Origin of the sequence: Limnochorda sp. LNt, from assembly GCF_035593265.1 — a bacterium.
GTDB lineage: Bacteria > Bacillota > Limnochordia > Limnochordales > Geochordaceae > Geochorda > Geochorda subterranea.
In genome coordinates this window covers 1,987,957-2,012,864 of record NZ_CP141614.1, presented here as the reverse complement: position 1 = coordinate 2,012,864, position 24,908 = coordinate 1,987,957, and the positions used below count along the sequence as shown (strand labels likewise).

Annotated in this window: 18 protein-coding genes and 3 pseudogenes; 17 read left to right on the top strand and 4 right to left on the bottom strand. The window is 71.4% G+C overall.

The window, feature by feature from the left end; all coding sequences use genetic code 11:
• Window positions 1-3: 3 nt before the first annotated feature.
• From VLY81_RS09615 to VLY81_RS09575, 9 genes are all read left to right on the top strand, one after another.
• Entirely contained in the window at window positions 4-537 is a 534-nt protein-coding gene (locus VLY81_RS09615) for a hypothetical protein (RefSeq protein WP_324667941.1), read from the top strand.
• A gap of 125 nt (window positions 538-662) precedes the next feature.
• Window positions 663-1,817, top strand: a complete 1,155-nt coding sequence (locus VLY81_RS09610; RefSeq protein WP_324667940.1) for a metallophosphoesterase family protein — start codon at window positions 663-665, stop codon at window positions 1,815-1,817.
• Entirely contained in the window at window positions 1,814-5,062 is a 3,249-nt protein-coding gene (locus VLY81_RS09605) for an SMC family ATPase (RefSeq protein ID WP_324667939.1), read from the top strand. Before VLY81_RS09610 ends, VLY81_RS09605 begins: the two co-directional genes overlap by 4 nt.
• Before the next feature lie 120 nt (window positions 5,063-5,182).
• Window positions 5,183-6,430, top strand: a complete 1,248-nt coding sequence (locus VLY81_RS09600; protein WP_324667938.1) for an AAA family ATPase — start codon at window positions 5,183-5,185, stop codon at window positions 6,428-6,430.
• Window positions 6,408-6,998 carry a DUF4276 family protein gene (locus VLY81_RS09595; protein WP_324667937.1) on the top strand — a complete coding sequence of 197 codons (591 nt, stop codon included), beginning with the start codon at window positions 6,408-6,410 and terminating at the stop codon, window positions 6,996-6,998. The genes VLY81_RS09600 and VLY81_RS09595 overlap by 23 nt, the downstream gene beginning before the upstream one ends.
• Window positions 6,999-7,113: 115 nt before the next feature.
• The gene (locus VLY81_RS09590) at window positions 7,114-8,268 is read left to right on the top strand and encodes an acyltransferase family protein (protein ID WP_324667936.1); all 1,155 of its coding nucleotides are present in this window, start codon (window positions 7,114-7,116) and stop codon (window positions 8,266-8,268) included.
• A gap of 475 nt (window positions 8,269-8,743) precedes the next feature.
• Window positions 8,744-9,352: an RNA polymerase sigma factor gene (locus tag VLY81_RS09585; RefSeq protein WP_324667935.1), complete on the top strand. Its 609-nt coding sequence runs from the start codon at window positions 8,744-8,746 to the stop codon at window positions 9,350-9,352.
• Window positions 9,352-10,776 (top strand): hypothetical protein, encoded by a 1,425-nt coding sequence (locus VLY81_RS09580; protein WP_324667934.1) that lies wholly within the window; start codon window positions 9,352-9,354, stop codon window positions 10,774-10,776. The genes VLY81_RS09585 and VLY81_RS09580 overlap by 1 nt, the downstream gene beginning before the upstream one ends.
• A 60-nt stretch (window positions 10,777-10,836) precedes the next feature.
• Complete coding sequence (locus VLY81_RS09575) at window positions 10,837-11,262, top strand: GerW family sporulation protein (RefSeq protein WP_324667933.1); 426 nt, start codon at window positions 10,837-10,839, stop codon at window positions 11,260-11,262.
• A gap of 144 nt (window positions 11,263-11,406) precedes the next feature.
• Here the strand turns inward: VLY81_RS09575 and nikC are convergent.
• The 3 genes and pseudogenes from nikC to VLY81_RS09555 all read right to left on the bottom strand — a co-directional run bounded on the left by nikC (window position 11,407) and on the right by VLY81_RS09555 (window position 15,188).
• Window positions 11,407-12,311 (bottom strand): annotated as a pseudogene (nikC, locus tag VLY81_RS14715) (nickel transporter permease).
• Window positions 12,312-12,365: 54 nt separating this feature from the next.
• Entirely contained in the window at window positions 12,366-13,370 is a 1,005-nt protein-coding gene (locus tag VLY81_RS09560) for an ABC transporter permease (protein ID WP_324670388.1), read from the bottom strand.
• 162 nt (window positions 13,371-13,532) lie between these two features.
• On the bottom strand, window positions 13,533-15,188 hold the full coding sequence (locus VLY81_RS09555; protein ID WP_324667930.1) for an ABC transporter substrate-binding protein: 1,656 nt from the start codon (window positions 15,186-15,188) through the stop codon (window positions 13,533-13,535).
• Between the two features lie 702 nt (window positions 15,189-15,890).
• Here VLY81_RS09555 and VLY81_RS09550 point away from each other — a divergent pair.
• From VLY81_RS09550 to VLY81_RS09515, 8 genes and pseudogenes are all read left to right on the top strand, one after another.
• Window positions 15,891-16,940, top strand: coding sequence for a sensor histidine kinase (locus VLY81_RS09550; RefSeq protein ID WP_324667929.1), 1,050 nt, complete (start codon window positions 15,891-15,893; stop codon window positions 16,938-16,940).
• A gap of 177 nt (window positions 16,941-17,117) precedes the next feature.
• Window positions 17,118-18,164, top strand: a complete 1,047-nt coding sequence (locus VLY81_RS09545) for an ABC transporter ATP-binding protein (protein WP_324667928.1) — start codon at window positions 17,118-17,120, stop codon at window positions 18,162-18,164.
• Entirely contained in the window at window positions 18,142-18,933 is a 792-nt protein-coding gene (locus VLY81_RS09540) for an ABC transporter permease (RefSeq protein WP_324667927.1), read from the top strand. The genes VLY81_RS09545 and VLY81_RS09540 overlap by 23 nt, the downstream gene beginning before the upstream one ends.
• Before the next feature lie 225 nt (window positions 18,934-19,158).
• Complete coding sequence (locus VLY81_RS09535) at window positions 19,159-19,968, top strand: DeoR/GlpR family DNA-binding transcription regulator (protein WP_324667926.1); 810 nt, start codon at window positions 19,159-19,161, stop codon at window positions 19,966-19,968.
• 35 nt (window positions 19,969-20,003) lie between these two features.
• Window positions 20,004-21,053 (top strand): 4-hydroxythreonine-4-phosphate dehydrogenase PdxA, encoded by a 1,050-nt coding sequence (gene pdxA / locus VLY81_RS09530; protein WP_324667925.1) that lies wholly within the window; start codon window positions 20,004-20,006, stop codon window positions 21,051-21,053.
• Window positions 21,019-21,780: pseudogene (locus tag VLY81_RS09525) on the top strand (four-carbon acid sugar kinase family protein); the annotation flags it as partial. The gene pdxA and the pseudogene VLY81_RS09525, both read left to right, overlap by 35 nt.
• A 96-nt stretch (window positions 21,781-21,876) precedes the next feature.
• The gene (locus VLY81_RS09520; RefSeq protein ID WP_324670386.1) at window positions 21,877-22,467 is read left to right on the top strand and encodes a nucleotide-binding domain containing protein; all 591 of its coding nucleotides are present in this window, start codon (window positions 21,877-21,879) and stop codon (window positions 22,465-22,467) included.
• A 39-nt stretch (window positions 22,468-22,506) separates the two neighbouring features.
• On the top strand, window positions 22,507-24,039 hold the full coding sequence (locus VLY81_RS09515; RefSeq protein WP_405001241.1) for a GntP family permease: 1,533 nt from the start codon (window positions 22,507-22,509) through the stop codon (window positions 24,037-24,039).
• Here VLY81_RS09515 and VLY81_RS09510 read toward each other — a convergent pair.
• Window positions 23,948-24,838, bottom strand: a pseudogene (locus VLY81_RS09510) (tagatose 1,6-diphosphate aldolase); the annotation flags it as partial. The gene VLY81_RS09515 and the pseudogene VLY81_RS09510 sit on opposite strands and share 92 nt — an antisense overlap.
• Window positions 24,839-24,908: the final 70 nt, after the last annotated feature.

Below are 24,908 nucleotides of genomic sequence, written 5' to 3'. Positions count from 1 at the left end.
TCTATGGAGCGTCGCGAGGCTCGTATGCTGGTCGTGACATTGGTTCGGGAGCTCAACCGGGTCCAAAGCTGGAGCGGAGCCACGCACGTCCAAAAGTGCGTGTTTTTCCTGCGGGAGTTGACGCGGGTCCCGGTCCCGTATGAGTTCGTCATCTACCACTACGGGCCTTTCAGCTTCGATCTGGATGACGACCTCGCCTTCATGCGAATGCGGGGTTGGCTCGAGGTCGAGAGCGGCGACGGGTATGGCGTGCACTACCATCCCGGGCCTCAAGCGCCTGGGGAGTTGCCCGAGTCGGTAGCGCGCTTTCACGATAGTGTTCGGTGGGTAGCCGAGCGGTTTGGCAAGGCAGAGGCCAAGAGGCTGGAGTTGCTGGCGACCAGCTTCTACGTGTGGAAGAGGATGGGGACAGGTGGCGAAGCGCCTCGCGAACCGGACGTCATCGCGGCGGTGAAAGGCTTGAAGCCGCATTTCTCAGAAGCCGCGATCGGCGCAGCCTTGCAAGAGCTGCACGCGATCCAGCGTTGCCTGACTTGATTCTCCTGCAATGCGAACGCATGTGTGGTAGGCTGGATGGAAGGAAGAGCCGGAGAGCTGCTGCGGCGTCACGAGAAGGTCTGGCCACCTGCCGAGGGGCCGCGAATCAGCGTGGGGAGCGGTCGATGCTGAGGCTGCTGCACCTCGCCGACCTTCACCTGGGGTGGGCGCCCGCCTACATGGAGGAGCCCCGGCGCTCCGAGCGCCGCCGGCGGCGGGATAGCCTGCTGGAGCGAGCGGTGCGCTTCGCCCTCGATCCCGCCAACCGCATCGGGATGGTCGTCATCGCCGGGGACCTCTTCGAATCGCACCGCCCCGACCGGGCCCAGGTGGCTTCCGTATTGGAGCAACTGCGCCGCCTGGAGGCGGCGGGCGTCCGGGTCGTCACCGTGCCCGGCAACCACGACGAGATCACCTACCCTGACTCCGTCTACCGCGAACGGGCGGCCGAGTGGCCGGGGCTGCTGGTGCAGAGCCCGGTGCCCGTGCATGCCGGGACCGTGACGGTTGGAGGCGTGCCCGTCCACGTCTACGGCCTGGCCTACACCGGCGGCCTGACGCCCACCCAAGAGCCGCTGGCGCAGTTTCCGCGGGTGGACGAGCCGGGGTTTCACCTGGCGGTCCTGCACGGCACGCTGGGGACGTGGGGCGGCGAGCGGAGCCTGCCGCTGGACGGGGCGGCGCTGGGGCGGGCGGGCTACGACTACGTCGCGTTGGGCCACATCCACCGCCACGAGCGGCACGACCTCGACGGCACCCCAGCCGTCTACTGCGGGGCGGTGGAGGGCAAGGGGTGGGACGACCCGGGCGTCGGGCAGTGGACCGTGGTCGAGGTGGACATGCCCGCGCGGGCCGGGGGGCGGGCACGGGTCGAGGTGCGCACTTGCCCGGCCGAGGGAGTCCAGCCCATCGAGACGATCAGCCTCGATGCCGGGGCCTACGGTGGGGCAGCGGAGCTGCGATCGGCCATCGAAGCGCTGGCCGACCCCGAGCGCATCCTGCAGGTGCGGCTGACGGGTGCCCCGGCGTACGAGGTGTCGGCCCGGGAGCTGCAGTCGGCGCTCGCGGGGCTCTTCTTCCACCTGAGCGTGGTGGACGACGAGGTGCTATTCGCCCCGGCGTTGCTCGAACGCTGGGCGTCCGAACCGACCATCCGGGGCCTCTTCGTCAAGCGCATGCAGGCCAGGATCGCCGAGGCAGAGGATGAGGAGACTCGCCGCCTGCTGCAGCGGGCGCTGCGGCAGGGCCTCTACGCCCTGGCGGGGGGTGAGCCGCGGTGAGCGGCACTCCCGGGGGTGTGGTGTGGCACCGCCTGGTGCTGCGGGGGTTCGGGCCGTTCCGGGACGAGGTGGCGGTGGAGTTCCCGGGTGGGCTGGCGCACTTCGTGGCGCCCAACGAATTCGGCAAGTCGAGCCTGGTGGAGGGGCTGGCGGCGGTCCTGTTCGGGCTGCCGGTCTCCAGCGACCCGGCCGCCTTCGGGCGAGCCCGCTACCGGCACTGGGGCGGGGCCGCCCGGTTCGAGGGGGAGGCCGAGTTCACGGCGGCCGACGGCCAGCGGTACCGGGTATGGCGGGACTTCGACGCGCACCGGGTGCGGCTGGAGCGGCTGGGGACCAAGCCTGAGGTCCTCTTCGACAGTACCCATAATCCCCGGGCGCGCCGCAGGAGCGTCAGCTTCGACGAGCACCTGAGGAGACTGGTCGGGGTCGCCTCGAGGGATCTCTTCATCCAGACCTTCTGCGTGCGTCAGCCATTGCCCGAGATGCCCACGCTGCCCGGTGAGGTCCAGGCGCTGCTGTCGGGTGCGGGCGGCGGTACGGTGCAGGGGGCGCTGAAGGCGTTGGTCGACCGGCTTCGCCAGATCACCCGGCGCAAGGGCGATCTGGGCGTCGCTTCCAGCAACGACCATACCGAACGGGAGGTCGAACGCCTGGAGCAGGCCATCCGGGATCGCGAGGGCGCCATCCAGGCCTCGGCTCGCTCGGCCGACGAGCTCCAGCAGGTGCGCCAACGGCTGGCCGAGCTGCAGCAGGAGCGGACGCAGGTCGGCCGGGACCTGGAGCGGGCCGAGGCGGCCGAACGGGCGTGGCAGGAGTGGCTGCGCCTGGCCGACCGGTACCATGCCCAGGCACGACGGCGTACCGAGCTCAAGGGCCACCTCGAGCAGGCCACGCAACTCGCGGGCCGCCTGAAGGAGGCCGAGGCGCGCCTCGGGCGGGAGTGGCCCGAGATGGAGGGCGAGCCCGAGGAGACGGGGACGCTGCTCGAGCGCCTGGCTCACATCGAGCCCGAGCTGGCGGGACTGCGTCGGCGTCGGGACGAGCGGGTGCGGGCGCTGCGGCAGGCATGGGGGCGGGCGGCGCTGGCGGTGTGGGAGCGCCGGTGCACGCTGCAGGCGTGGCTGGAGGAGCTCGGGCGCCGGCTCGAGGCGTACGCCCCGCTGGGCGAGGCCGATGCCCAGATCCTGGTGCGGCTGCGCGACTACGAACGGGAGCGCGCCCGCCTGGAGCGGCAGCTGCAGGAGGCGCGGGCGGAGCTCGACCGGGCCCTCGAGCGGCGCCGCGACCTCGAGAGCCAGGAGCGCGAGCTGCAGCAGGCCTTCGCCGAGGTGGTCGCCATGGAGCCTCAGGTGGCCACCGCCATCGACGAGAAGCTGGAGCTGCTCGAGGCTCGCGACGCGCTCCGGGAGACCGAGGCCCAGATGGCGGAGCGGATGGACCGGCGCCAGCGGGCGAGGGCGACCGCCCTCGTGGCGGGGGCGGTGGCGGCGGTGGTGGCCTTCGTCGGGCTGAGGGCGGCCGGGGCCGGGGCGGCGGTGGCCGTCGTGGGGGCACTGGCCGTCGGCATCGTGGCGCTGGTGGGGGCGTCGAGGATGCTCGGCGGGGGTGACGCGGGGCCGGTCGACGAGGTGCAGGAGCGGCGGGCGCGGCTCGAGACGGAGCTGGCACGGGTGGACCGGATGCTCGGCGACCTGGCGGGCGAATCGGGGGCGCGCCTCGCGGAGCTGCGGGCGCAGTGGCGGCAGTTCCAGGCGCAGCGGGAGCAGATCGCGCGACGCAAGGCCGAGGTGCCGTCGGACGAGGCGCTGGCGGCGCTGGAGGCGAAGGTGCGGGCGGCGGAAGTCGAGTGGCAGACCTTCCAGCATGCGGTGCGGCCCTTCGTGGCGCGCTACGGCGACCCGGCGAAGGCGTTGCAGGAGAGGGAGGCGCTCGAGCGCCAGCGGGCCGAGGTGCACCAGGCCCTGGAGTCGCTGGCCCGGGAGCAGTGGGGGGCGGCGCCGGGTGCCGTCGACACGCTCTCGCCCGACCGGGCCGGGGGCATGTGGGCGGAGCTCGGGGCGCTGGCGGGGGCTCGCACCGTCGCCGAGCTGGGGGAATGGCTGGGGCGCTTCGACCCGGCGCTGTGGGACGAGCCCCAACAGGAGCGAGCCCGGTGGGCGGCCGCCCCTAGCGAGTCTCGTGCCCGCCTTGACTGGCTCGACGACGTGCGCAGCGAAGCCGCCGGCGCCGCCCGGACCCTGGCGAGCCAGGTGGAGGAGGCCGAGCGCCAGATCGCCGATCTCGAGGCCGAGGCGACGGACATCCGCCGGCGCGTGGCGCCCATCCTGGCGGCCTGCGGCGGCGATGCGGGCCGGGCCCTGGCGCGCTGGCAGGAGCGGGCGCAGCACCTGCAGGAGATGGGCAAGCTCCGCCAGGCGCTGCAGACCCTGCTGGCCGCCCGCCAGGTCGAGACGCCCGAGCAACTGGCCGCCTTGGTGGATCAGGCCCAGGACGGCGCCGTCGCGGCCAGCCGCGCGCTGGACGAGCTCGTGCGCCGCAACCCCGCCCTGCCGCCGGTGGAGATGGTCTCGGATCTCGCGTCGGCCAGCCAGCGCTTCGAGGAGATCCAGACGCAAGCCGACGCCCTCCGGCAGCGCCGCAAGCAGCTCGACGAAGAACTCGATGCGTTGCGGGAGCAAGAGGTCCGGCTCGCCGGCCAGCAGCCGGTCAACGTCGCCGAGGCCGAGGTCGAGCTGGCCGAGCTGCGCCGCCGGCGGGAGGCGCTCTGGTTCGAGGCGCAGGCCCTGGCCCTGGCCTACCGGGAGCTCGAGGAGACGGTGCGGCAGTATCAGGCCTCCTACCGGGAGCGGCTGGAGCGGGGTGCGACGGCCTACTTCGAGGCCATCACGGGGCGGGCGGGGCGGCGGGTGGAGCTGGACGAGCAGTTTGCCGTCTCGGTCGTCGAACCCGACGGCACCCGCGCCGTGCCGGCACAACTGAGCAAGGGCGCCCAGGATCAGCTCTACCTGTCGCTGCGGCTGGCCATCGCCGACTTGATGGCGTCGGATCTGCGGCTACCGTTCATCTTCGACGACCCCTTCCTCAACTGCGACGGCGAGCGCCTGGGGCGCATCCGCGAAACCCTCGACGCCATCGCCGCCGGCGGGCGCCAGGTGCTGCTCTTCAGCCACCGGCCGGACTTTACGACGTGGGGCGAGGCGGCGACGTGCACCGGCGCTTCGCCTGCCCGTCGTGACAGTGCGTAACCCGGGTCGTGCCATCGCAACCGCCGCCAGGGGACGCTCGTCTCGACTCGCCACTGCGCGGGGCCGTATACTGGAGCCGTCCCCGGACCTGCGAGAACGGCTGGTATCGAGGAGTCAGCCATGACGACGACGGATGCCGCCGGCCCGCACGTCGAGCGAGTGGCCCTCAAGAATTACAAGAACATCGCGGCATGCGACGTGTCGCTGCAGCCGTTGACGCTCCTGGTGGGTCCTAACGGGTCCGGCAAGAGCAACTTCGTCGACGCTCTGCGGTTCGTCTCGGACGCGCTGCGGGCGACGCTGGAGCATGCCCTGCGGGATCGCGGGGGCATCCACGAGGTCCGACGGCGCTCGCGAGGCCACCCGACACACTTCGGGATCAGCCTGACCGTCAATCTGGGGGCCGGGACCACCGGTTGGTATGCCTTTCAGGTCGGCGCCCAGAAGCACGGTGCTTTCAACGTCCAACGGGAGGAATGCCTGGTCTTCGGCAACGGGGAGCACTGGCACTTTCTCGTCGAGAACGGACGACTTCGAAAGAGCTCGCATCCGAACTTGCCGGACTCCACGTCACCTGACAGGCTCTACCTTCCGCTGGTCTCCGGCCTCTCGGGTTTTCGCGCACTGCATGACGCACTCTCTCACATGGGATTCTACAATCTCAACCCCGAGCGGATCCGCGATCTCCAGGACCCTGACCCTGGCCAATTGCTCGAGCGCGACGGGCGCAACCTCGCGTCGGTGGTGCGCCGGATCGCGGACGAGCAGCCGGAGCTGGCCCAACGCATCAGCGAGTACCTGAGTTCGGTGGTGCCGGGCGTCTCTTCGGTGGTGGCGCGCGCCATCGGGCCCAAGGAGACGCTCGAGTTTCGTCAGAAGGTGGCCGGCGACGAGGCGCCATGGCGCTTCCTGGCGGCCAACATGTCCGACGGCACGTTGCGGGTGCTCGGGGTGCTCGTGGCCACCTTCCAGGCGAGAGCCAACCAGGTGCCGCCGACCCTGGTCGCCATCGAGGAGCCGGAGGTGGCCATCCACCCCGGCGCGACGGTCAGGCTGATGGACGCGTTGCTGGAGGCGTCCCGCAGGACCCGCCTGCTCATCACCACCCATAGCCCGGAGCTGCTGGACCACCCCGGGATCGATATCTCCTCGATCCTGGCGGTGGAGGCACGTGACAACGAGTCCATTATCACACCGGTGCGGCCGGAGATGCGGCAGGCGATAAGAGAGCAACTGTACAGCGTCGGCGAGCTGCTGCGGCTAGAGCAATTGAGACCCGACGAGCGGGTATATCAAAGGATTCAGGGCCAGCTTCGACTCTTTCCACTGAACGGAGTCTCGGGCCGTGGGGATCGTTCCGATCGTTGAGGGCCACGGCGAGGTCCAGGCCGTACCGGTCCTGCTCCGGCGCCTGTTGGAGCGCTGCGAGGCCCACCACGTCCGAGTGGAGAGGCACATCCGAGTCCCAAGGGGCCAGCTCCGGCACCCTGATGGGCTCGAGCGGGCCGTCCGCCTGGCCTGCATGGTCGCCGATGATGCCGCCGTCCTCATATTGCTGGACGCTGACGACGACTGCCCCGCAGAGTTGGGACCGGCTCTGCTGTCGGTGGCCCGGTCGGTCGCCCGCGCGAGCGTGCCCGTGGCCGTGGTCGTGGCCAGGGCGGAGTACGAGTCCTGGCTGCTGGCCGGACTCGAGGGCCTGCGAGGACGCAGGGGCGTGCGAGAGGACGCGACTGCCCCCGTCGACCCCGAGTCCGTCCGTGGCGCCAAGGAGTACCTTCAGCAGCAGATGGAGCCCGGCCGGTACTACTCGGAGACCGTCGACCAGCCCGCCCTGACGCAGATGTTCGACCTCGACCGGGCCCGGCAGCGCTCGCCCTCCTTCGACAAGTTGTGGCGTGAAGTCGAGCGGCTGGCCGCGTCCCATCCTGCCTGACGCCAACGGAAATAGCCCTTACCTAGCGAACTTGCGCGGGGTAGCGTGAGCGAGCGAGCCTGCATGCACGACGGGGGGCTGCCGGGAGTGAGTGCTGCTCTTGTGCCTACCGCTTGTGCTTGAGAGAGAAGCAGGTGGCCGGGCGACGCGGCGTTACGACCTGGACTGGCTGCGGAGCATGGCGGTGCTGCTGCTGATCCCCTTCCATGCGGCCCGCATCTTCGACGTCTGGGAGCCGTTTTACGTCAAAGACGCCCAGTCGAGTGCCGGGTTGAGTTACCTCGTCGCGCTGATGGGTCCGTGGCAGATGCCGCTGTTGTTCTTCATCGCGGGGAGCGCGGCGTGGTTCTCCCTCGGCCGCAGAGACCCGTCCCGGTACCTGGCGGAACGCTTCAGGCGCCTCCTCATTCCCTTCCTTTTCGGCAACCTCGTCATCGTGCCGCCCCAAGGGTACCTGGCCCGGATGAGGGAGCCCGGGTACGCCGCTTCGTACCTCGAGTTCGTGGGCGGGTACTTCCGTGACTTCCGTGACCTGACCGGATACTTCGGGAGTTTCACGCCGGGGCATCTGTGGTTCATCCTGTTCCTCTTCGTCATCTCGTGCTCGGTGCTGCCTCTCGCACTCGCCTGGAGGGGGGAGGCGGGGCGGAGGTGGCTCGGGCGGCTCGCGAGCTGGGTCGGGAGGCCGGGGGCCATCCTGTTGCTCGCGGTGCCCCTGGCAGCGATGAAGCTCCTGCCCGAAGCAGGCGGCAAGAACCCGTTCTTCTACTGGCTGCTGTTCGTCTACGGCTACGTCCTCATGTCGGAGGCGGCGTGGCAGAGGGCCGTCGATAGGCACCGGCGGATCGCTCTGGCCGTGGGCGCCGTCACCAGCGCCGGGCTGCTGGTCATCTGGGGGAGCCGGCCAGGTTGGGCCTCGTCGGTGGTCGGGGACTTGCTGGTCGGGCTCATGGAGACGGTCAATGGGTGGGCGTGGGTCATCGCCCTGGTGGGGTTGGCGCACGCACACCTCGACGTCGCCCATCCGGTGCTGCGCTATGCCAGCGAGGCGGCCTACCCCTTCTACATCCTGCACCAGACGGTGCTGGTGGCGGTCGGGTGGTTCGTGGTGCGCTGGCCGGTGGGCGTGGCCCTGAAGTGGGCGCTCATCTGCGTGGTGGGGGGCGGGCTCACGCTGGTGGCCTACGAGGTGCTGGTCAGGAGAAGCCGGTTGAAGCGGTTTCTGTTTGGCATGAAGCCGACGGCTCTAAAGTCGGCGGCTGCGGAGTAGGCGGCCGCCGGGACCGGCCCGAGGGCAGTCGGGTGTCGGTGTTCAACGATCGTTGAACACCATGCCGACCCCGTCATGGCGGGCCTGGCGCAATCCCAGGCACCTGGCGAGGCCGTGGCCAGACCACCTGTTCCCCTCACCCCCCTTCGCCGGAGCGTCGACTCGCGCCGATCGGCGGGGCCGACGAAGCCTGTCATGACGCCCATCGCCGTGTGCCGTCGCCCGCGGGCGTGGCGAGTGGGTGCCGGTCCGCGCACTAGGGGGTTTTAAATAGCTATTTAAAAACCCCTATGCGGCGAACCGAATGCCCCTGTACGCGCCCCCTTGGAGGCGACGCGCCTGTGCCGCGAAATGGTCAGTGGGTGCCCCGGGGACCTGGCTTCTCGCCTGTGTCCGAAGGCGCGTGTCCAGCTGAAACCAATCCGGTCCTGGCCTGTACAGACAGGGTAGAGGGCAAGGGAGGGGTGGCGGGCCGGTGTCGGGCCCCGAGGCGAGCGAAGGACGGCTCGTGCGGCGCTGGCTCGCCGGCGACCGGGCGGCCCTGGAGCGTCTGCTCGAGGCCTACTACCCCTACGTCCTGCGACTGTGCAGCCTGATGGCCGGCGAACCGCAGCTGGCCGAGGAGTGGAGCCAGGATGCCTTGCTGCAGGTGGCGTCGCAGCTCCACCGCTACGACCCCCAACGGCCCTTCAAGCCGTGGCTGCGCCAGGTGGTGCTCAACGTCTGCCGCAACCGGCGGGAGCAGGCCCGGTTGCGGCAGCGGCGGGAGACGTCGTGGGAGGCGCTGGCGGCCACGAGCGACGGGCCGGCCGAGCGCGAGGGCCGACGGCCGGCCGAGGCGGCTTCGCAGGACGGCGCCGTCGAGCAACAGGTGCTGCTGCAGGAGGGGCTGCGCACCCTCGAACGGGCGTGGGCCCGCCTCCCCGCCGAGTGGCGGACGGCCCTGTGGCTGCGGGCGGTCGAGGGACTCTCCTACGGCGAGATCGCGGCGGCCGGGGAGTGGCCGGAGGGGACGGCCAAGACCTATGTGTTCCGGGCCAGGCAGGCGCTGCGGCGGGCGCTCTTCGAGGAGGTGGGGGAGTGATGGTTAGCCGGACAGCATGCCCGCCGGAGGAGCTGCTGGCGGAGCTGGCGGACGGCACGCTGCAGGAGCTGCCGACCCTGCTGCTGGTCCAACACCTGCGCCGATGCCCGGCCTGCCAGATGCGGGTCGGCCAGCACGTGGCGGTGGCGCGCTGGGTGGCGGCGCGGTGGGGGGAGGCACCGTCGGTGGCACCGGCGGCAGCGGCCGAAGCGGCCGGTGAGGTGGTCAGCGAGGTGGCCAGCCAGGTGGTGCGGCGGGTGGCCGGCCGGGTGGGCCGGCAGGCAGGCGACGAGCGAGTCGGATCCCGAGAGGCCGCGTCGGGCCCGGCGGGCCTGTGGCGGCAGTGGGACTGGCCGCCCTGGGGCCGGCGGCCGCGTGGCCCGCCGCATGCTGGCGGGGTCGTGGGGGATGGCGACCGGCGCCGTGCGAGCCGCCGCCCGCACGAGAGGCATGGTCAGCCGCCTCGCCAGGAGATGGCAACAGGCACTGGCGCCATCTCCGGCATCCCTTCCGTCACCGCCGGGGCGGCCTTTCGCGCGCCTTGCCCCCTTCGCCGGGCTGGCGCCAGGCATGCTCTGGACGTTGCCGTGGCGGGCGTCGGCCTGGATGGTGCCGGGCGCGCGAGAAGGGCGCCGTTCGGGTTCGGAGGGCGTACGCCGATGGGCCCCGGCCTGACCGCGGCGCTCTCGCTGGCGGGCCTGCTGGTGGCGGCGGGCACCGCGGCTCTCCTGGCCCCCGTCGACCTGACCGTCCGGGGTGAGCGCACCGGGGGGCAGTGGCGCTACCGGCTGGAGGCCACGGTACTGGGGCGATTCCGGCTGCGGCTGCACCCGCGGCGGCGGAAGGCCCATCTTCGCCGGAGCTGGCCGAGGCTTGCTCGCAGGCGAGGGGGAGCCCCGGCTAAGGGTCGGCCCTTACGGCGCCCGCGCACGCTCGAGGGCGCCGCTTCCGCTCGACGCGCCGGGGCGCTGCGGCTGCTGCGTCTCGCCCGGGAGTGGCTGGCCGAGGTGCCGGAGCTCGTGCGGCGCCTGCTCCGGTCGGTCGAGGTGCGGGCGCTCGAGGTCCCTCGCCTTGCCGTGGCCGACCCGGCTGTGGCCGGTTGGGCGCTGGGGCTGGGGGGTGCCGCTCGGGGGTTAGGCATCCCCGTACGGCTGGGGCGGGTCGAGGTGATCGAGCTACCGCCCCTGGCAGGGCGGCCGCCCCTGGCGGGCGAGGAGGGAGGCGAGGAGTGGGAGATGGAGTGGCAGGGGCGACTGCGGCTCTGGCCCGGGCGGGCCGTGGGGGCCGGCATGCGCCTCGCCACGAGCCGCCCGGCCCGCCGGCTGGTGAGGCGAGCGCTGAGTCGCTGGTGGCGCAGGCGGTGGCGCCGCCTGCGCAGGCGCGTGTCTGGCGCCCCCCGATCGGCCCCGTCGGGCGGCACCTGAGCAGTCGTTTGGTCTGGCGCCGCCCCAGCGGACGGCGCCCATCGAAAGGAGCGGATTGACATGGCGGAGACCAACGTGGCGGCCCTCATCGACACCCTCATGCACAACGTCGAACGGATGATGACCACCCGCCGGGTGATCGGCGAGCCGTTCCAGGTCGGCAACGTGACCCTCATCCCCATCATGACCGCTTCGGTAGGGATCGGCGCCGGCGGCGGGAGCGGCACGGGCCCCGTCAGCGAGGGCAAGATGACCGGCGAAGGCTCCGGTGGCGGCGGCGGACTCGGCATGCGGCTCGTGCCCACGGCGCTGGCCGCCGTCGTCGACGGCGAGCTGCGAGTCTACTCGTTGGGCGGTCGGGGCGGCGGCCTGGAGAAGCTCCTCGAGCTGGTGCCCGCCCTTACCCAGAAGCTGGGGGGCTCGAAGCGCTCGCCCGAGGGCGGCGGCAACGCCTCGCAACCCCCGTCCGGCGAGTCCGGGGCCTGACGGCCGACTTGTACCAGGCCTCGCACGGCGAGGAGCGCCCCGTGGCGCTCCTCGCTTTCGCATGGGGGGAGCCGGTGCACTTACCGCACACTCGTGCGACCGAGAGCCGCCACCGACGGGGGCGCCGGCCGCCCCCCCCCCGCCTCACTTCCTCAAGCGGGGATCCATCAGGTCGCGCACGCCGTCGCCCAGCAAGTTGAAGCCCAGCACCGTCACCGCGATGGCCAGCCCCGGCAGCGTCGACATCCACCACTGGTCCACCAGGTAGTTGCGCCCGTCGCTGACCATGGCGCCCCACTCCGGCGTCGGCGGCTGCGCCCCCAGCCCCAGGAAGCCCAGCCCCGCCGCCGTCAGGATGACGGTGCCCATGCGCAGCGTCACCTGCACCAGCACGACCGGCAGCGTCTGCGGCAGGATGTGCCGCAGCAGGATGCGCCACGTCGGCGCCCCCGCCGCCCTGGCCGCCTCCACGAACTCCATGCTCTTGAGCCGCAGCGTCTCGCCTCGCACCAGCCGGGCGTACGGCGTCCACGTCACCACGGCGATGGCCAGGATCATGTTGGGCAGGCTCGGGCCCAACGCCGCCGCGAAGGCCATGGCCAGCACCAGGCTGGGGAAGGCCAGGAAGATGTCGGTGAGCCGCATCAGCACCTCGTCGACCCACCGCCCGAAGTAGCCGCTCACCAACCCACGGCCGTCCCCAGCGTGCTGCCCAGCAGCGAGACGATGAGGATGACCTGCAGCTCGATGCGGGTGCCGTACACGACCCGGCTGAAGATGTCGCGGCCGAACTGATCGGTACCGAACCAATGCCTGGCGCTGGGCGGCTGCAGCCGCTCGCTCAGCACCTGCTGCAGGGGATCGTAGGGGGCGATGAGGGGGGCTGCCACGGCTACCCCCACCAGCCCCAGGATGATGACCGAGCCGATGGCGTTGAGCGGGTTGCGCCACCAGATCCGGGCCAGGCGCCGCCAGCCGTCGCCGGGCGCCACCCGGGGCACCGCTCCCAGCGGTGCGGCTCGAGGTGCGGCGGGGGGTGCGGTCGACATGGCAGCGGCGACGCCCCTTCCTGCGCGGGTGCGCGGACTCGTCGGGGCCTTCATCTAGACCCTCACCCGGGGGTCGATGACGGCGTAGAGGATGTCGACGACCAGGTTGACCAGGCTGTAGACGACGGCGATGTAGAGCGTCCCGCCCATGACGGCGGGATAGTCCAGGGCCAGGTAGCCGGTCGTGATGTAGCGCCCCAGCCCCGGCCACGAGAAGATGGTCTCGGTCAGCACGGCCCCCTCCAGCAGGCTCCCGAAGATGAGCCCCACCAGCGTCACCGTGGGGATGAGGGCGTTGCGCAGCGCATGGCGCAGCACCACCGCCCGTTCGGGCACGCCCTTGGCACGGGCCGTGCGCACGAAGTCCTGGAAGAGCACTTCCAGCATGCTGGAACGGGAGGTGCGCGCCACGTTGGCCGTCGCCGAGAAGCCCAGCACCACCGCCGGCAGCACCAGGTGCGACAGGGCGCTTCGCAGCGCCTCCCACTCCCGCGCCAGCAGGCTGTCGACGAGCAGCAGCCCCGTCACCCGTGGCGGCTCGATGGTGAAGAGGTCCAGCCGCCCGCTGCCGGGCAGCCACCCCAGGCGGAAGTAGAAGACCAGCAGCAGCACCAGCCCCAGCCAGAAGACCGGCATCGATACCCCCACGATGGAGAGCACCCGGGCCACGTGATCCGGCAGCCGGTTGCGCCCGACGGCCGAGACGACCCCCAACGGGATGCCCACCGCCAGCGCCACCAGCGTGGCCGCCAGGGCCAGCTCCAGCGTCGCCGGGAAGAAGCGCCCGATATCCTCGGTCACCGGCCGCCCGGTGCGAAGCGACCGCCCCAGGTCGCCTCTCACGGCCCCCGCCAGGTACGTCACGAACTGCTGGGGCAGCGGCTTGTCCAGGTTGAGCTGGCGGCGCAGCTCCGCTACCTTCTCGGGCGGGGCGTTGCCGCCCAGGATGGCGCCGACCGGGTCGGCGGGGATGACGTGCGACACGACGAAGGTGATGACCAGCACCCCAAACAGGACGATGGCCATCAGCACCAGCCGGCGTGCCACGAACTGGGCCATGCTCACGGGATGGATGGCTTCCCCTCTGCCGGCGACGCCGCCTCCGGTCGCCGCCAAGGTATGGGGCGGCCGGAGCCGGCCGTACCCACGCCCGGCTCCGGCCGCCTGCGCTCGTGCGAGAGCCCCCCTGTCAGGGCCTGCCGGGCGCTCCGTCGATCCGGCTCATCCGGCCTTGCGGACCCGGGTCATGTCGAAGTGCATGGTGCCGAGGGCGGCCGCCTCCTCGAAGCCCTGCACGTTGCTGCGCACGACCCAGGCGTTGACGGGCTGGTAGAGGATGGCGAACGGCCCCTCATGCAGCACCAGCTCGGTCAGCTGCTGGTAGAGGGCCTGGCGGCGCTGGGAATTGCGCTCCACCATGGCCTCGGCCGTCAGGCGCGTCGCCTCTTCGTCGTACCAGGCGTTACGCCAGGCCAGCTGCCGCACGCTGCCGTCGGCGAACGGCTTGGCCAGCGCATCCGGGTCGGGGTAGTCGACGCCCCAGCCCGCCACGATCATCTGCAGACCCTGCTCCCGGTACTTCTCGTACATGGGCCCGGCCTGCATGAGGGTGATCTGGACGCGGATGCCGATGTCGGCCAGGTTGCTCTGGATGATCTGGGCCACGTCGGCCCGGGTCGCACTGCCCGTGTTGGTCACCAGCTCCACGGCGAAGCCGTTGGGATACCCGGCCTCGGCCAGGAGCTGGCGAGCCCGCTCGACGTCACGTGTGTACGGGCGAGCCGGGTTGTGCCCGAAGTACCCCGTCGGGATGAAGGTCTGCAGCGGGATGGCCTCGCCCAGCAAGATGTCGTCGAGGATGGCGTCGTAGTCGATGGCCCAGCGGATGGCCTCCCGCACCTTGGGGTGGGAGAGGGGCTCGTACTTGACGTTCATGGCCAGGTACTCGATGCCGTGGCCCGGCACCCGCACCACCCGCAGGTCGGTGCGGCCCTGGGCGGTGAGCTCCTTGCGCATGAGCGGCGTGAGGCTCCAGGCGACGTCGATGTCGCCGCGCTCGATGGCCAGGCGCTGGGCCGAGGGCTCGGGCATGTCACGGATGATGATGCGGCGGATGGGAGGCGCGCCCCGCCAGTAGGTGGGGTTGGCCTCGAGCTCGACGATCTGGTTGGGCTCCCAGCGCACCAGGCGGTAGGGACCGGAGCCGGCGCTGTGATCCTTGAGGTAGTCGGTGGCGAGGTCGCCGGCGGTGAGGTGGGCCTCTACCACCTCGCGGTCGACGATGCTGGTCAGCGGAAACGTCAGGATCGACAGCACCAGGTTGGGCGCGAACGGCTGCGAGACCCGGAGCTGCAGGCGCCGCTCGTCGAGGGCCCGCACCGTGTCGGTGACGTTGTCGGGCGTGAAGCCGATCTGGTTGAGCAGCCACGCCGGACCGCGGTTGAGGCGGACGGCGCGGCGGATGGAGTACTCCACGTCATGCGCCGTGATGGGCCGTCCGCTGGGGAAACGCATCCCCTCCCGGATGAAGAAGGTCCACGTCACGCCGTCGTCGGCCAGCTGCCACGTCTCGGCGGCCTCGGGCACCACCTCGATATGACCGTCGACCATGGCCAGCTCCACCAGCTTGTCGTAGAGCTGGTCGACGATGACGGCCCCCTCGACCTCGTACACCGCGGCCGGGTCCAGCGTGATGAGGATGCCGGTCGACATGCCGATGACCAGCGTGTCGCGAGGCGTGGCCGCGGCGGCGGGGATGGCCGACCCGGTCGCGACGAGGGCCGCCCCGACGGCGACCGCCAAGGCGGCAGCGACGACCCCCATCATGAGACGACTCCACGGACTGCGCCAGTCCGACTGTCGGTGGGCCCGGTTCACGGTCTCGCCCCCTCTTCTGCGAGTAGACAGTTTCATAACCAGTCCGGCTGGGTGTGGGGTCGGTCTTCGACGGGGCAAGGGCAGATCCTGGTGAGGGGCAGGAGAGAATCGTATCCGCTGCCGAGCAGTGGCGGAGGCGGCGTGGCGGCGGGCACACGGCACGATAACGCTCGCCACGCATTTCAACGATCGTTGAAATGGGGCCCGACCCTCGCCGACGGCCTCGACGAGCGCCCCGGTGCAGCGGCGACGAGCCTCGACGGCAGGGCGGCGACAGGGGGGCGCCGGGTCGTTGCGGCACGGCGACGACAGCCCTGCGCGGTACCGGCGAGGCCCGCAGCGAGCGCCGTGAGCGGGGGGCGGGGCGTGAGGCAAGGGGTGAGTTGCTGTAGTCCCCGGTGATGGTGTACCACTTGCCGGGACGTCATCGGTGGGTTCGCACGTAGGCCGTTTTTAAATAGCTATTTAAAAACCCCTACGCGCTCGACCGGGATGCCTTCGTGCACGACCGCTGCTTGGGCGTACCTCGAGAGGTGAGGGCGCGTTACGCTAACGCCAGCGCAAGGGCGTACCCGGGGCCACCTGTCTCCAGGCTCCATCGTGTGAAATGATGTGGGGTTGCACGACACAAGATGACTCCCGAGCGGGAGGCGGTGCCCGGGAGTCTTGTCTGGGCAGGGTATTGCATCGATGGTGGGACCGATGCCCGCTTCCGTCGAGTCGAGCCTCGCGCTGGCTGTGGTGGCGGTCGTCGCCGCCGTGTGGGCGCTGTGGGCCCACTGGCGGGCCCGGGCCCTCGCCCGGGCCCTCGACGACGCCCGGGCGGTGGTGGAGCGCCTGGCGGAGGGCCAGGTCGCCGTCCGCGCCTTCCATGCACCCGACGCCCCGCCCCCGGCCCGCCGCCTCGCTGCGGCCCTCAACGACCTGGCCCGTCGCCTGGAGGAGAGCGGCATCCAGCGCCTGCGCCGCGACGAAGCCTACCGCCGCCTGCTGGCCGACCTCTCCCACGACCTGCGCACGCCGCTCACCTCCATCATCGGGTACGTCGAGGCCCTGCGCACGGGCGCCAGCCGCGACCCCGCCCGCCACCTCGACGTCGTGGCCGCCCGCGCTGCCCAGCTGGGCCGGCTCGTGGATGACCTGCTCCTGCTGACCCGGCTGGAGGCGGGGGACGGGGTCGTGCGACGTGAGCCGACGGATCTGGGCGAGGTGGTGCGGCGGGCGTGCGAGCCGTTTCGAGAGGCGCTGGAGGAGCGGGCCATCCGCTTGGCCCTGGAGCTGCCCCCGCAGCCGGCGCCCGCCCTCGCCGATCCCACCGCCGTCTCCCGCATCGTCGCCAACTTGCTGGACAACGCGCTCCACCACGCTGGCCCCGTCCACGAGATCGCCGTGCGGCTGCACGCTGCCGAGCCGGGAGGCGGCGCCGACGCCCGCAGCGGCGCCGCCCTCCTCGCCTGGTGCCTGGAGGTGGCCAACGACGGCGACCCCATCGCGCCCGAGGAGCTGCCCATGGTCTTCGAGCGGGGCTTTCGGGGCCGCTCGAGCCGTGGCACAGGGCTGGGCCTCGCCATCGTGCGCATGCTGGCCGAGGCGCACGGGGGCCAGGTCGAGGTCGAAAGCGACCCATCTGCCCGCCGCACCGTCTTTCGGGTGCGCCTGCCGCACGGGTACGACGAGGGGCAGAGGCTGGTTGAGTGGGGCGAGAGCCGGTTTGAGGCCGGAGGCCCGCTGGGTGCGGCGAGGGCCCGTTAGTGGGCGGGGGCCTGTCTTAGGTTTAAGAGATTTGTCACCATTTGGCATGGGGCCGATCACGCCTGCCCGCTACGATGGCCTCGACGGGCGTGATGCGCAGGCCGACCGCGCGGGGCCGACCTCGGCGGGCCGGCCGCCCGCATCGAGCCCGACCCCACGAGAGGAGGGCGTGGCCCCTTGAACCACGGCTCCGCCGCCGTCGACGCTCGGCGCACCGCCACCGAGTCGCGGCCCGTCATCGAGGCCCGGGCCGTGACCAAGCGCTACGGCCGCCAGCCGGTGCTGCACGACGTCAGCCTGACGGTGCGACGCGGCGACATCTACGGCTTCCTCGGCCGCAACGGCGCCGGCAAGACCACCACCATCCGCATCCTGCTCGGACTCGTCCACCCGACGTCGGGCGAGGCCTGGGTGCTGGGCCATCGGGTGGGCGTCGCTCCCCCCTCGTGGCTGCGGCGGGTGGGCGTGGTCCTGGAGCAACCGGGTTTCTACCCCAACCTGACCGCCTACGAGAACCTCGCCCTTCACGCCCGCATGCTGGGGCTGCCCACCGCCAGGCCCGACCCCATCGAGCGTGCGCTGGCCACGGTGGAGCTCCTGCCGCTGGCCCGCCGCCTGGTGCGGGGCTTCTCCCAGGGCGAGCGCCAGCGCCTGGCTCTGGCCCGGGCCCTGCTCCACGAGCCCGAGATCCTGGTGTTGGACGAACCGACCAACGGCCTCGACCCCTACGCCATCCGGGACGTGCGGGAGCTCCTTCGCCGGCTCAACCGGGAGCGGGGCGTCACCCTCTTCGTCTCGAGCCACATCCTGGCCGAGGTGCAGCGGCTGTGCACCCGCATCGGCATCATCCACGAGGGCCGGGTGGTGGAGGAGATCGAGCTGACCCGCCTGCACCAGTTGAGCCGTCGCTACCTGGAGCTCGAGGTGACCGACGCGCCACGCACCGCCTGGCTACTCGAAAACCGCCTCGGCATCACCGACTACCAGGTGGTCGAGGGCGGGGTCGTGCGCATCTTCGACGCCCCGGAGCCGGCACTCGTGCACGAGCGCCCCGAGGCCATCAGCGAGGCGCTGGTGCACGGGGGCGTCGGGGTGCGACGCCTGGCCTACGGGCAGGATTCGCTGGAGCAGCACTTCATCCGCCTGACGGGAGGGCCGACAGGCAGCCCGACAGGCAGTCCGACCGGGGGGATGGCCGACCATGACGGCGCTCATCGGCGCTGAGCTGTCGAAGCTGCGCCGCCACAGCATCCTGACGCTCGCCGTCATCGGGGCGCTCTTTCCGGCCGTCATCACGGTGATGGTGTGGTACCGGGCGACGGCCGGGGGCTTCGAGCTGACGGCGCCGACGCTGCTGGTGCAGTCGTTGCTGATGGTGATGCTGCTGGAGGGGCCGGGGGGCGCGGCCATCATCGGGTCCATGCTCTTCGGTCGGGAGTACGCGGACCGCACGCTGCCCAACCTGCTGGTCTCGGGGCTGCCCCGGCCGGCGTGGCTGGGCGCCAAGTGGGTGGCGCTGGCTCTGCTCGGGCTCGGCATCGTCCTGGGTTCGTGGGGGGCGACGACCCTGGTGACGCTCGTGGCGGTGGGGCCGGACGCCATGCCCTGGCGCATGGCGCTGGCGAGCCTGGCGGCGCACGCTGTGGGGGCGATGGCCCTCTACGCCACCAGCGCCATCCCCGTGGCGCTCGCCCTGGGCTCCCGCAACCAGATGGTGGGGGCCGCCTGGGGGGTCGTGATGACGGTGATGGCGTTCATGGGGCTCAACTCCCGCTACGGCATCCTGCTGCCGGCCACGGCGCCGTGGGTGGCGGCCCAACTCGCCTTGGAGGCGCTGGACCCGGCAGCGGTGGGCACCGGGTCCACGCTGGCGTCGCAGTACGCCTGGGTGGGCCTGCCGGCCGGGTGGACGGTGGCGCTGGCCTGTGCCGCGGTGTGGGGGGCGGGCCTCACCTACTCGGTGATCTACGTGCGGCGAGCCGACTTCGCCTGAGCAGGATGAAGGTGGGCGTGGGGGGCGAGGAAGGAAGGGGCGAGCGAGCCTGCCCCCCGCTCCACCCCGCCCCGTCTAGTCCCTCTCGACCCGCGACCCCGCGGTCGTGGGCCCGCCCTCCAGCACCAGCGTCGCCGCTCCCAGCACCGCCGCCTCGTCGCCCCGGTGTCGCACGAGAAGGAACATGACCGCACCATATCGAACAGCCCCAAGAGAACATCGCCCGTGACGCCTGACAAGGGGGCGTGGTGCTCGGTGTTCTCGGCCGAGCGGCACCGGCGCATCCTGGAGCAACTCCGCCAGTCGGGTCAGGCCAGCGCCACCCAGCTGGCCAGACAGCTCGGGGTGTCGCTCATGACCATCCGGCGGGACCTCAACGCTCTGTCGGAGCGGGGCCTCGTGGTGAGGGTGCATGGTGGCGCGCTGCTGCCCGACGGTAGCGTGTTGGACGAGCCCATCCGAGCCAAGCGCGGCCTCAACCGTGAGGCGAAGCTTCGCATCGGTCGTGCAGCCGCCGCTCTCGTGGAGCCGGGTCAGACGGTCATCCTCGACGCGGGCACCACGACCGGCAGCGTCGCCCGGGAGCTGCTCCGGCGACGTTTGCGTGACCTGACCATCGTGACCAGCGACCTCGACATCGCACGCTCCATGGCGGAGGAGCCCCGTTACCGTGTCTTCTGCGTCGGGGGCCTGGTACAGCCCAAGGTGCTGGCCCTCATGGGGGACCACGCCGTCCGTTTCCTCGAGGGAATCCACGCGCACCACGCCTTCATCGGGACCGACGCCTTCGACATCGAGGCGGGCGTGACGACCCGCACCGTCGAGAAGGTGCGCCTCAAGCAGGCCATGGTCGGGGCCGCCCGGGAGGCGACGCTCGTCGCCGACTCCAGCAAGTACGGCAGAGTGCTTCTGGCGACCGTCCTTCCGCTCAGCCGCTTCCGACGGCTCATCACGGACGCCCCGGCCGACCCGGCGGCCCTGCAGGCGCTGCAGCGGGCTGCACAGGAGCAAGGTTTCGAGCTGGTCATCGGCTGAGGGCGCGTCATCGTCTGAGTCCACGCCAGAGAAGGGTGAGAGGCGAGTTGGGTACTGGAACGGCACAAGTGGCACCCCGGCCCGTCATCGGCGTCACCATTGGAGATCCCGCGGGGATAGGCCCGGAGATCGTCGCCAAGGCCCTGGCTCACTCCGAGGTGCACGGGTGGTCCCGGGTCATCGTGTACGGTCAGGCGCTGGCTCTGGAGCGAATCCGCCACGTCGTGCCGGAGATGCCGCGGCTCGAGGTGGTGGCCGACGTACGGGAGGCTCTCTCGGCCGCGCACGACGGGGTGCCCGTGGTCGAAGTGACAGCGGCCTTCCCCCCGGATGTCCCCATCGGCGAGGTCTCGGAGGCGGGGGGACGGGCCTCCTTCGCCTACGTGCAGGCTGCCGTGCGCGACGCCCTGGCGGGCCACCTCGACGGCATCGCCACAGCTCCCATCCACAAGGAGGCGCTCCGCGCCGCCGGCGTGCCGTACATCGGCCACACGGAGATGCTCGCGGACCTGACGGGCAGTTCGTCTTCGTACACGATGTTCATGACCGGACCCCTGCGGATCTTCTTCGTGACCCGTCACGTCAGCCTGCGACAGGCCTGTGACCTCGTCACTCGCGAACGGGTGCTCGAGACCATCCTGGCAGCCGATCGGTACCTCCGTCGCCTCGGCATCGCGCAGCCGCGGCTCGCCGTCGCGGCGCTCAACCCCCACGCCAGCGACGGAGGCCTCATGGGCGACGAGGAGGCTCGGGCCGTCACGCCCGCGGTGGCGGAAGCCCGGGACCGGGGCATCCAGGCGGCCGGACCGGTGCCGGCCGACTCGGTCTTCGTACAAGCCATCGAGGGCCGCCACGACGCGGTCATCTCCCTCTACCACGACCAGGGCCACATCGCCGCCAAGGTCTACGACTTCGACCGTACCGTGAGCCTGACGCTCGGACTGCCGTTCTTGAGGACATCCGTCGACCACGGGACCGCGCTGGACATCGCCGGCACGGGCCGGGCTCGGGAGATCAGCATGTTGGAGGCGATACGCGTTGCGGCCCTCTATGCTCGCCCGTGGCGTACCGGCACCGGACGGTGAGCCGCGGCCCTCGCCGGTAGCCGTCGTCATCGCTGACGACCTTACCGGGGCCAATGCGACTGGCGTCCTGCTGGTTGAGCGCGGCTATCGTGCCCTATCGTTGCTGAGGGCCGACGGGCCGGTGCTGGAGTCGGCGAGTCGCTGGCTCGCCGACGTGCAGCGTGCGCCGGCCGCCTTCATCCTGGACATCGCCTCTCGGACGGTGCCACCCCAGGAAGCCGCCCGCAGGGTGCGCGACGGTTTGGAAGCGATCGCGAGTCACGTCGAACTTTCACCCATCGTCTCCAAGCGCATCGACAGCACCCTGCGGGGCAACGTGGGCGCCGAGGTTCAGGCGGCCGTGGAGTGGCTCGGGGCGGGCGCGTTCGCCGTGGTGACGCCTGCCTATCCCGCCTCGGGTCGCATCGTGGTCGGTGGGTATCTGCTGGTCGACGGCGTCCCCGTGACACGGACGGGGGCGGGGCGCGATCCCCTGTCGCCGGTGCGGTCGTCTCACGTGCCGACCCTGCTGCGGGCCCAATAGCCGTGGCCCGTGGGCCACGTGGAGCTGTCCGTGACGCTTCGAGGAGCCGAGGCCGTCCAGCAGGCGCTGGTGGATGAGGTCCGGGCGGGCCGGCGTCTCGTGGTCGTCGACGCCGTCTCCGATGAGGACGTGCGAGCCGTAGCTCGTGCCGTGGTGGGCGCTTCGAGAAGTCTCGGCGTCCCTGCGGTATGCGCGGACCCCGGCCCCTTGACCGCACAGGCACTGGAGCTGTGGGGGTGGGGTGAGGGTGCCTCGCCGGAGCGAGTCGCCGTCGAAGGCGCAGCAGCGGACCCCACCGGTGTGTTACAGCGGACCGCACCGGGTCCGGTCATCGTGGTGGCGGGCAGCACCACCGAGCTGACGGCCAGGCAGCTGGAGGCCCTCGAGCAGGCGTTGGGACTCCGCCTGGAACTCGTCGACGTGGGTGCCCTGGCGGGTCAGCGCGACCAGGCGTGCGGCGCCCAATCCCGCCGTGCCTGGGAGATCGAGCGGCTGGCCTCGTCCATCCTGGCCCATTGGTCCCGACCGTGCGTCGGCATCCGCACGAGCCGCGGGCCCGACGATCTGGCGCCTGGCCTGACGGCGCGCCAGCAAGCCGACTTGCTCGATGGCCTTGGCCTGGCGGTGCGACTGGCGCTCCGACGTGCCGCCGAGGAGTCTCGTCCTGCTCCCGCCGGGCTCTACACGACCGGCGGTGACGTCACGGCAGCCGTCCTGAGGGCCCTGGATGCCACCGCGATCGAGCTACTCGACCAGGTGCTCCCGCTCGCCGCGCTGGGGCAGCTGGTCGGCGGGCCATCGCGCGGGCTTCGTCTGGTCACCAAAGGGGGCCTGGTGGGGGGTGAGGACGCGGCCATCCGATGCGTGCGAAGGCTTAGGGGAGAGGCATGAGACGTTCCTGGGACCCGAGAGAGGGGTTGGACTGACGCGATGGACACCGCTTCCATACCGGGCTGGCAACTGGTCGGCGCACTGGTCATCGGCGTACTGGTCCTGGTGCTGCTGATTCTCCGGACTCGTGTGCACGCGTTTCTGGCCCTGATCCTGGCCTCGGCCCTCACGGGGCTTCTGGCGGGGATGGAGCCGACCCGCGTGGCCACGTCCATCACGACCGGATTCGGCAACACCCTGGGGAGCATCGGCATCGTCATCGGCTTCGGGGTGATGATGGGACGACTGCTGGAGGTCTCGGGCGCCGCCAACCGCATGGCCCAGACATTCTTGCGGTGGTTCGGCAAGGGGCGAGAAGACGCCGCCATGGCCGCCACTGGGTACGTGGTCTCCATCCCCATCTTCTGCGACTCGGGCTTCGTCATCCTCTCGCCGCTCGCGAAGGCGCTGTCCCGGCGGACTGCACGCTCCGTCATCACCATTGGGGTCTCGCTGGCCATCGGGCTCGTGGCCACGCATCACGCGGTGCCTCCGACCCCGGGCCCGCTGGCCGTGGCCGGCATCTTCGGGGTCGACATCGGTGCGATGATCATGGCCGGGCTGATCTTCGCCGCGCCCGTCGTCGTGGCGGGGGTTTGGTACGCGCGCTGGTGGGGGCGCCGGCTCTATCAGGTCCCGGACGCCACCGGCCTGGGTTGGGTCCGCGGCTCCGCCGATGCAGTCGCACAAGCAGCCGCAGCAGGGGAGGCCGTCGACGACACGCCAGAGGGGCCGAGTACCGTCGTGGCCTTCGCGCCCATTGTCGTGCCGGTGGTCCTCATCCTGCTCAACACGGTGCTCTCGGCGCTCAAGCTCACCGGGCCGTGGGCCCGAGCGTTCATCTTCCTCGGCAATCCCGTCATTGCAGTGGCCGTGGGACTGTTGATCGCGCTGTGGACACTACTCCCCTCGGCGTCGCGAGCCGACGTCCGGCGGCACATGGAGCAGGGTGTCAGCGCAGCCGGCATCATCATCCTCGTCACGGGAGCTGGCGGTGCACTGGGGCAGGTCCTGCGAGACAGCGGCGTCGGCAACTACCTGGCCGGTGCCATCGCGGCGAGCGGGATCCCGGCCATCCTGCTGCCGTTCCTGGTAGCAACGCTGGTCCGACTCGCACAGGGGAGCGGGACCGTCGCCATGATCACGTCGGCATCCATCACCGCCCCCATCGTCCTCAACCTGGATGTGCCACCGGTGCTGGCCGCTCAGGCTGCGACTCTCGGCGGGCGTCTCCCTCGTGGCGCTGCTGATCGCCGCGGCCATCCTGTGAGCGGCAGGGGTCGGCACGAGGCGCTGGCAGAGCGAGGGGGCAGGCATCCGGCCTGCCCCCTGGGTTTGGTCAGTAGCCCACGTACCACTCGGGCTCGACCGCCGGCGGCGTCGTGTCGATGCGCTCGGTCCACGGCCGGCAGTGGCGCCGGGCCATCTCGCTCAAGTGGCGCATGCGGGGCGTCGCCCGCTCCGCCAGCAGCCGCCGGCGCAACTCGCCGTCGCGCACGACGCAGTCCTTCCAGACCGCCCGGCCTACCATGAACCCGCTGGCCCCTGCCTGGCCGGCGATCTCGACCTCGGTGCAGAAAGCCTCGAAGCTGACGCCCTCCGACAGCAGCACCCACGGCGCACGGCTGGCCGCATCGAGGGCCCCGCAGGCCTCCAGCAGCCGCTGGCGCTCGGCGTCGCCGATCCGGCCATCCTCGGGCACCGCGCCGGGAAACTCCGCCTTGAAGAGGTCGACCCCGTCGCCCGTCAAGTCCGCCGCTGTCTGCGCGACGAGGTCGGGCTTCTCGGCGAGAAAGGCGGGGCTGGTCTTCTCCTGGCCGGGGTCGAGAGGGTAGGAGAGGGCCTCGACGACGAAGAGCACGTCGTGCTGCCGACACGCCTCGGCCACCCGCTGGACCAGCTCGCGCTGCTGGGGAGCCGTGGTGGCCCTGGGGTGGTAGTAGACCAGGAGCTTGACGCCCGAGGCGCCCATCCGCCGCAGCTTGCCGGGGTCTAGCCCCGGCAGCAGCTCGGTCACCCGGCCGTCGGGTCGTCGCACGTAGCCCGTCTTCTCGATGGAGACCAGCGCGCCCACGTGGCCCGGCAGGACGCCCGTGTAGACCAGGGGACGGTAGCCGTACTCGACGTCGACGAGCACCCCCGTCACGCCCGTGCCCCCGGCCTCGGCGGAAGCCAGGGCCCGTGCCAGATCCACCTTGATGGCGGCCATCTCCTCGTCGCCGACCGAGTCGGGAGCCTCGGGGGCGAGGGCTCGCCGCAGGTTGCCCCGATGGTCCATGGCCGCCAACAGCACGAGCCCGTCGGGGCTCGAGATCTGGCGCAGCCCCCGCATCTTGCCCACGCTGAGCCGCCGTCTCTGTGCCGACATGGATGGGCGCCTCCTCTCCGGCCGTGCGCGTGCG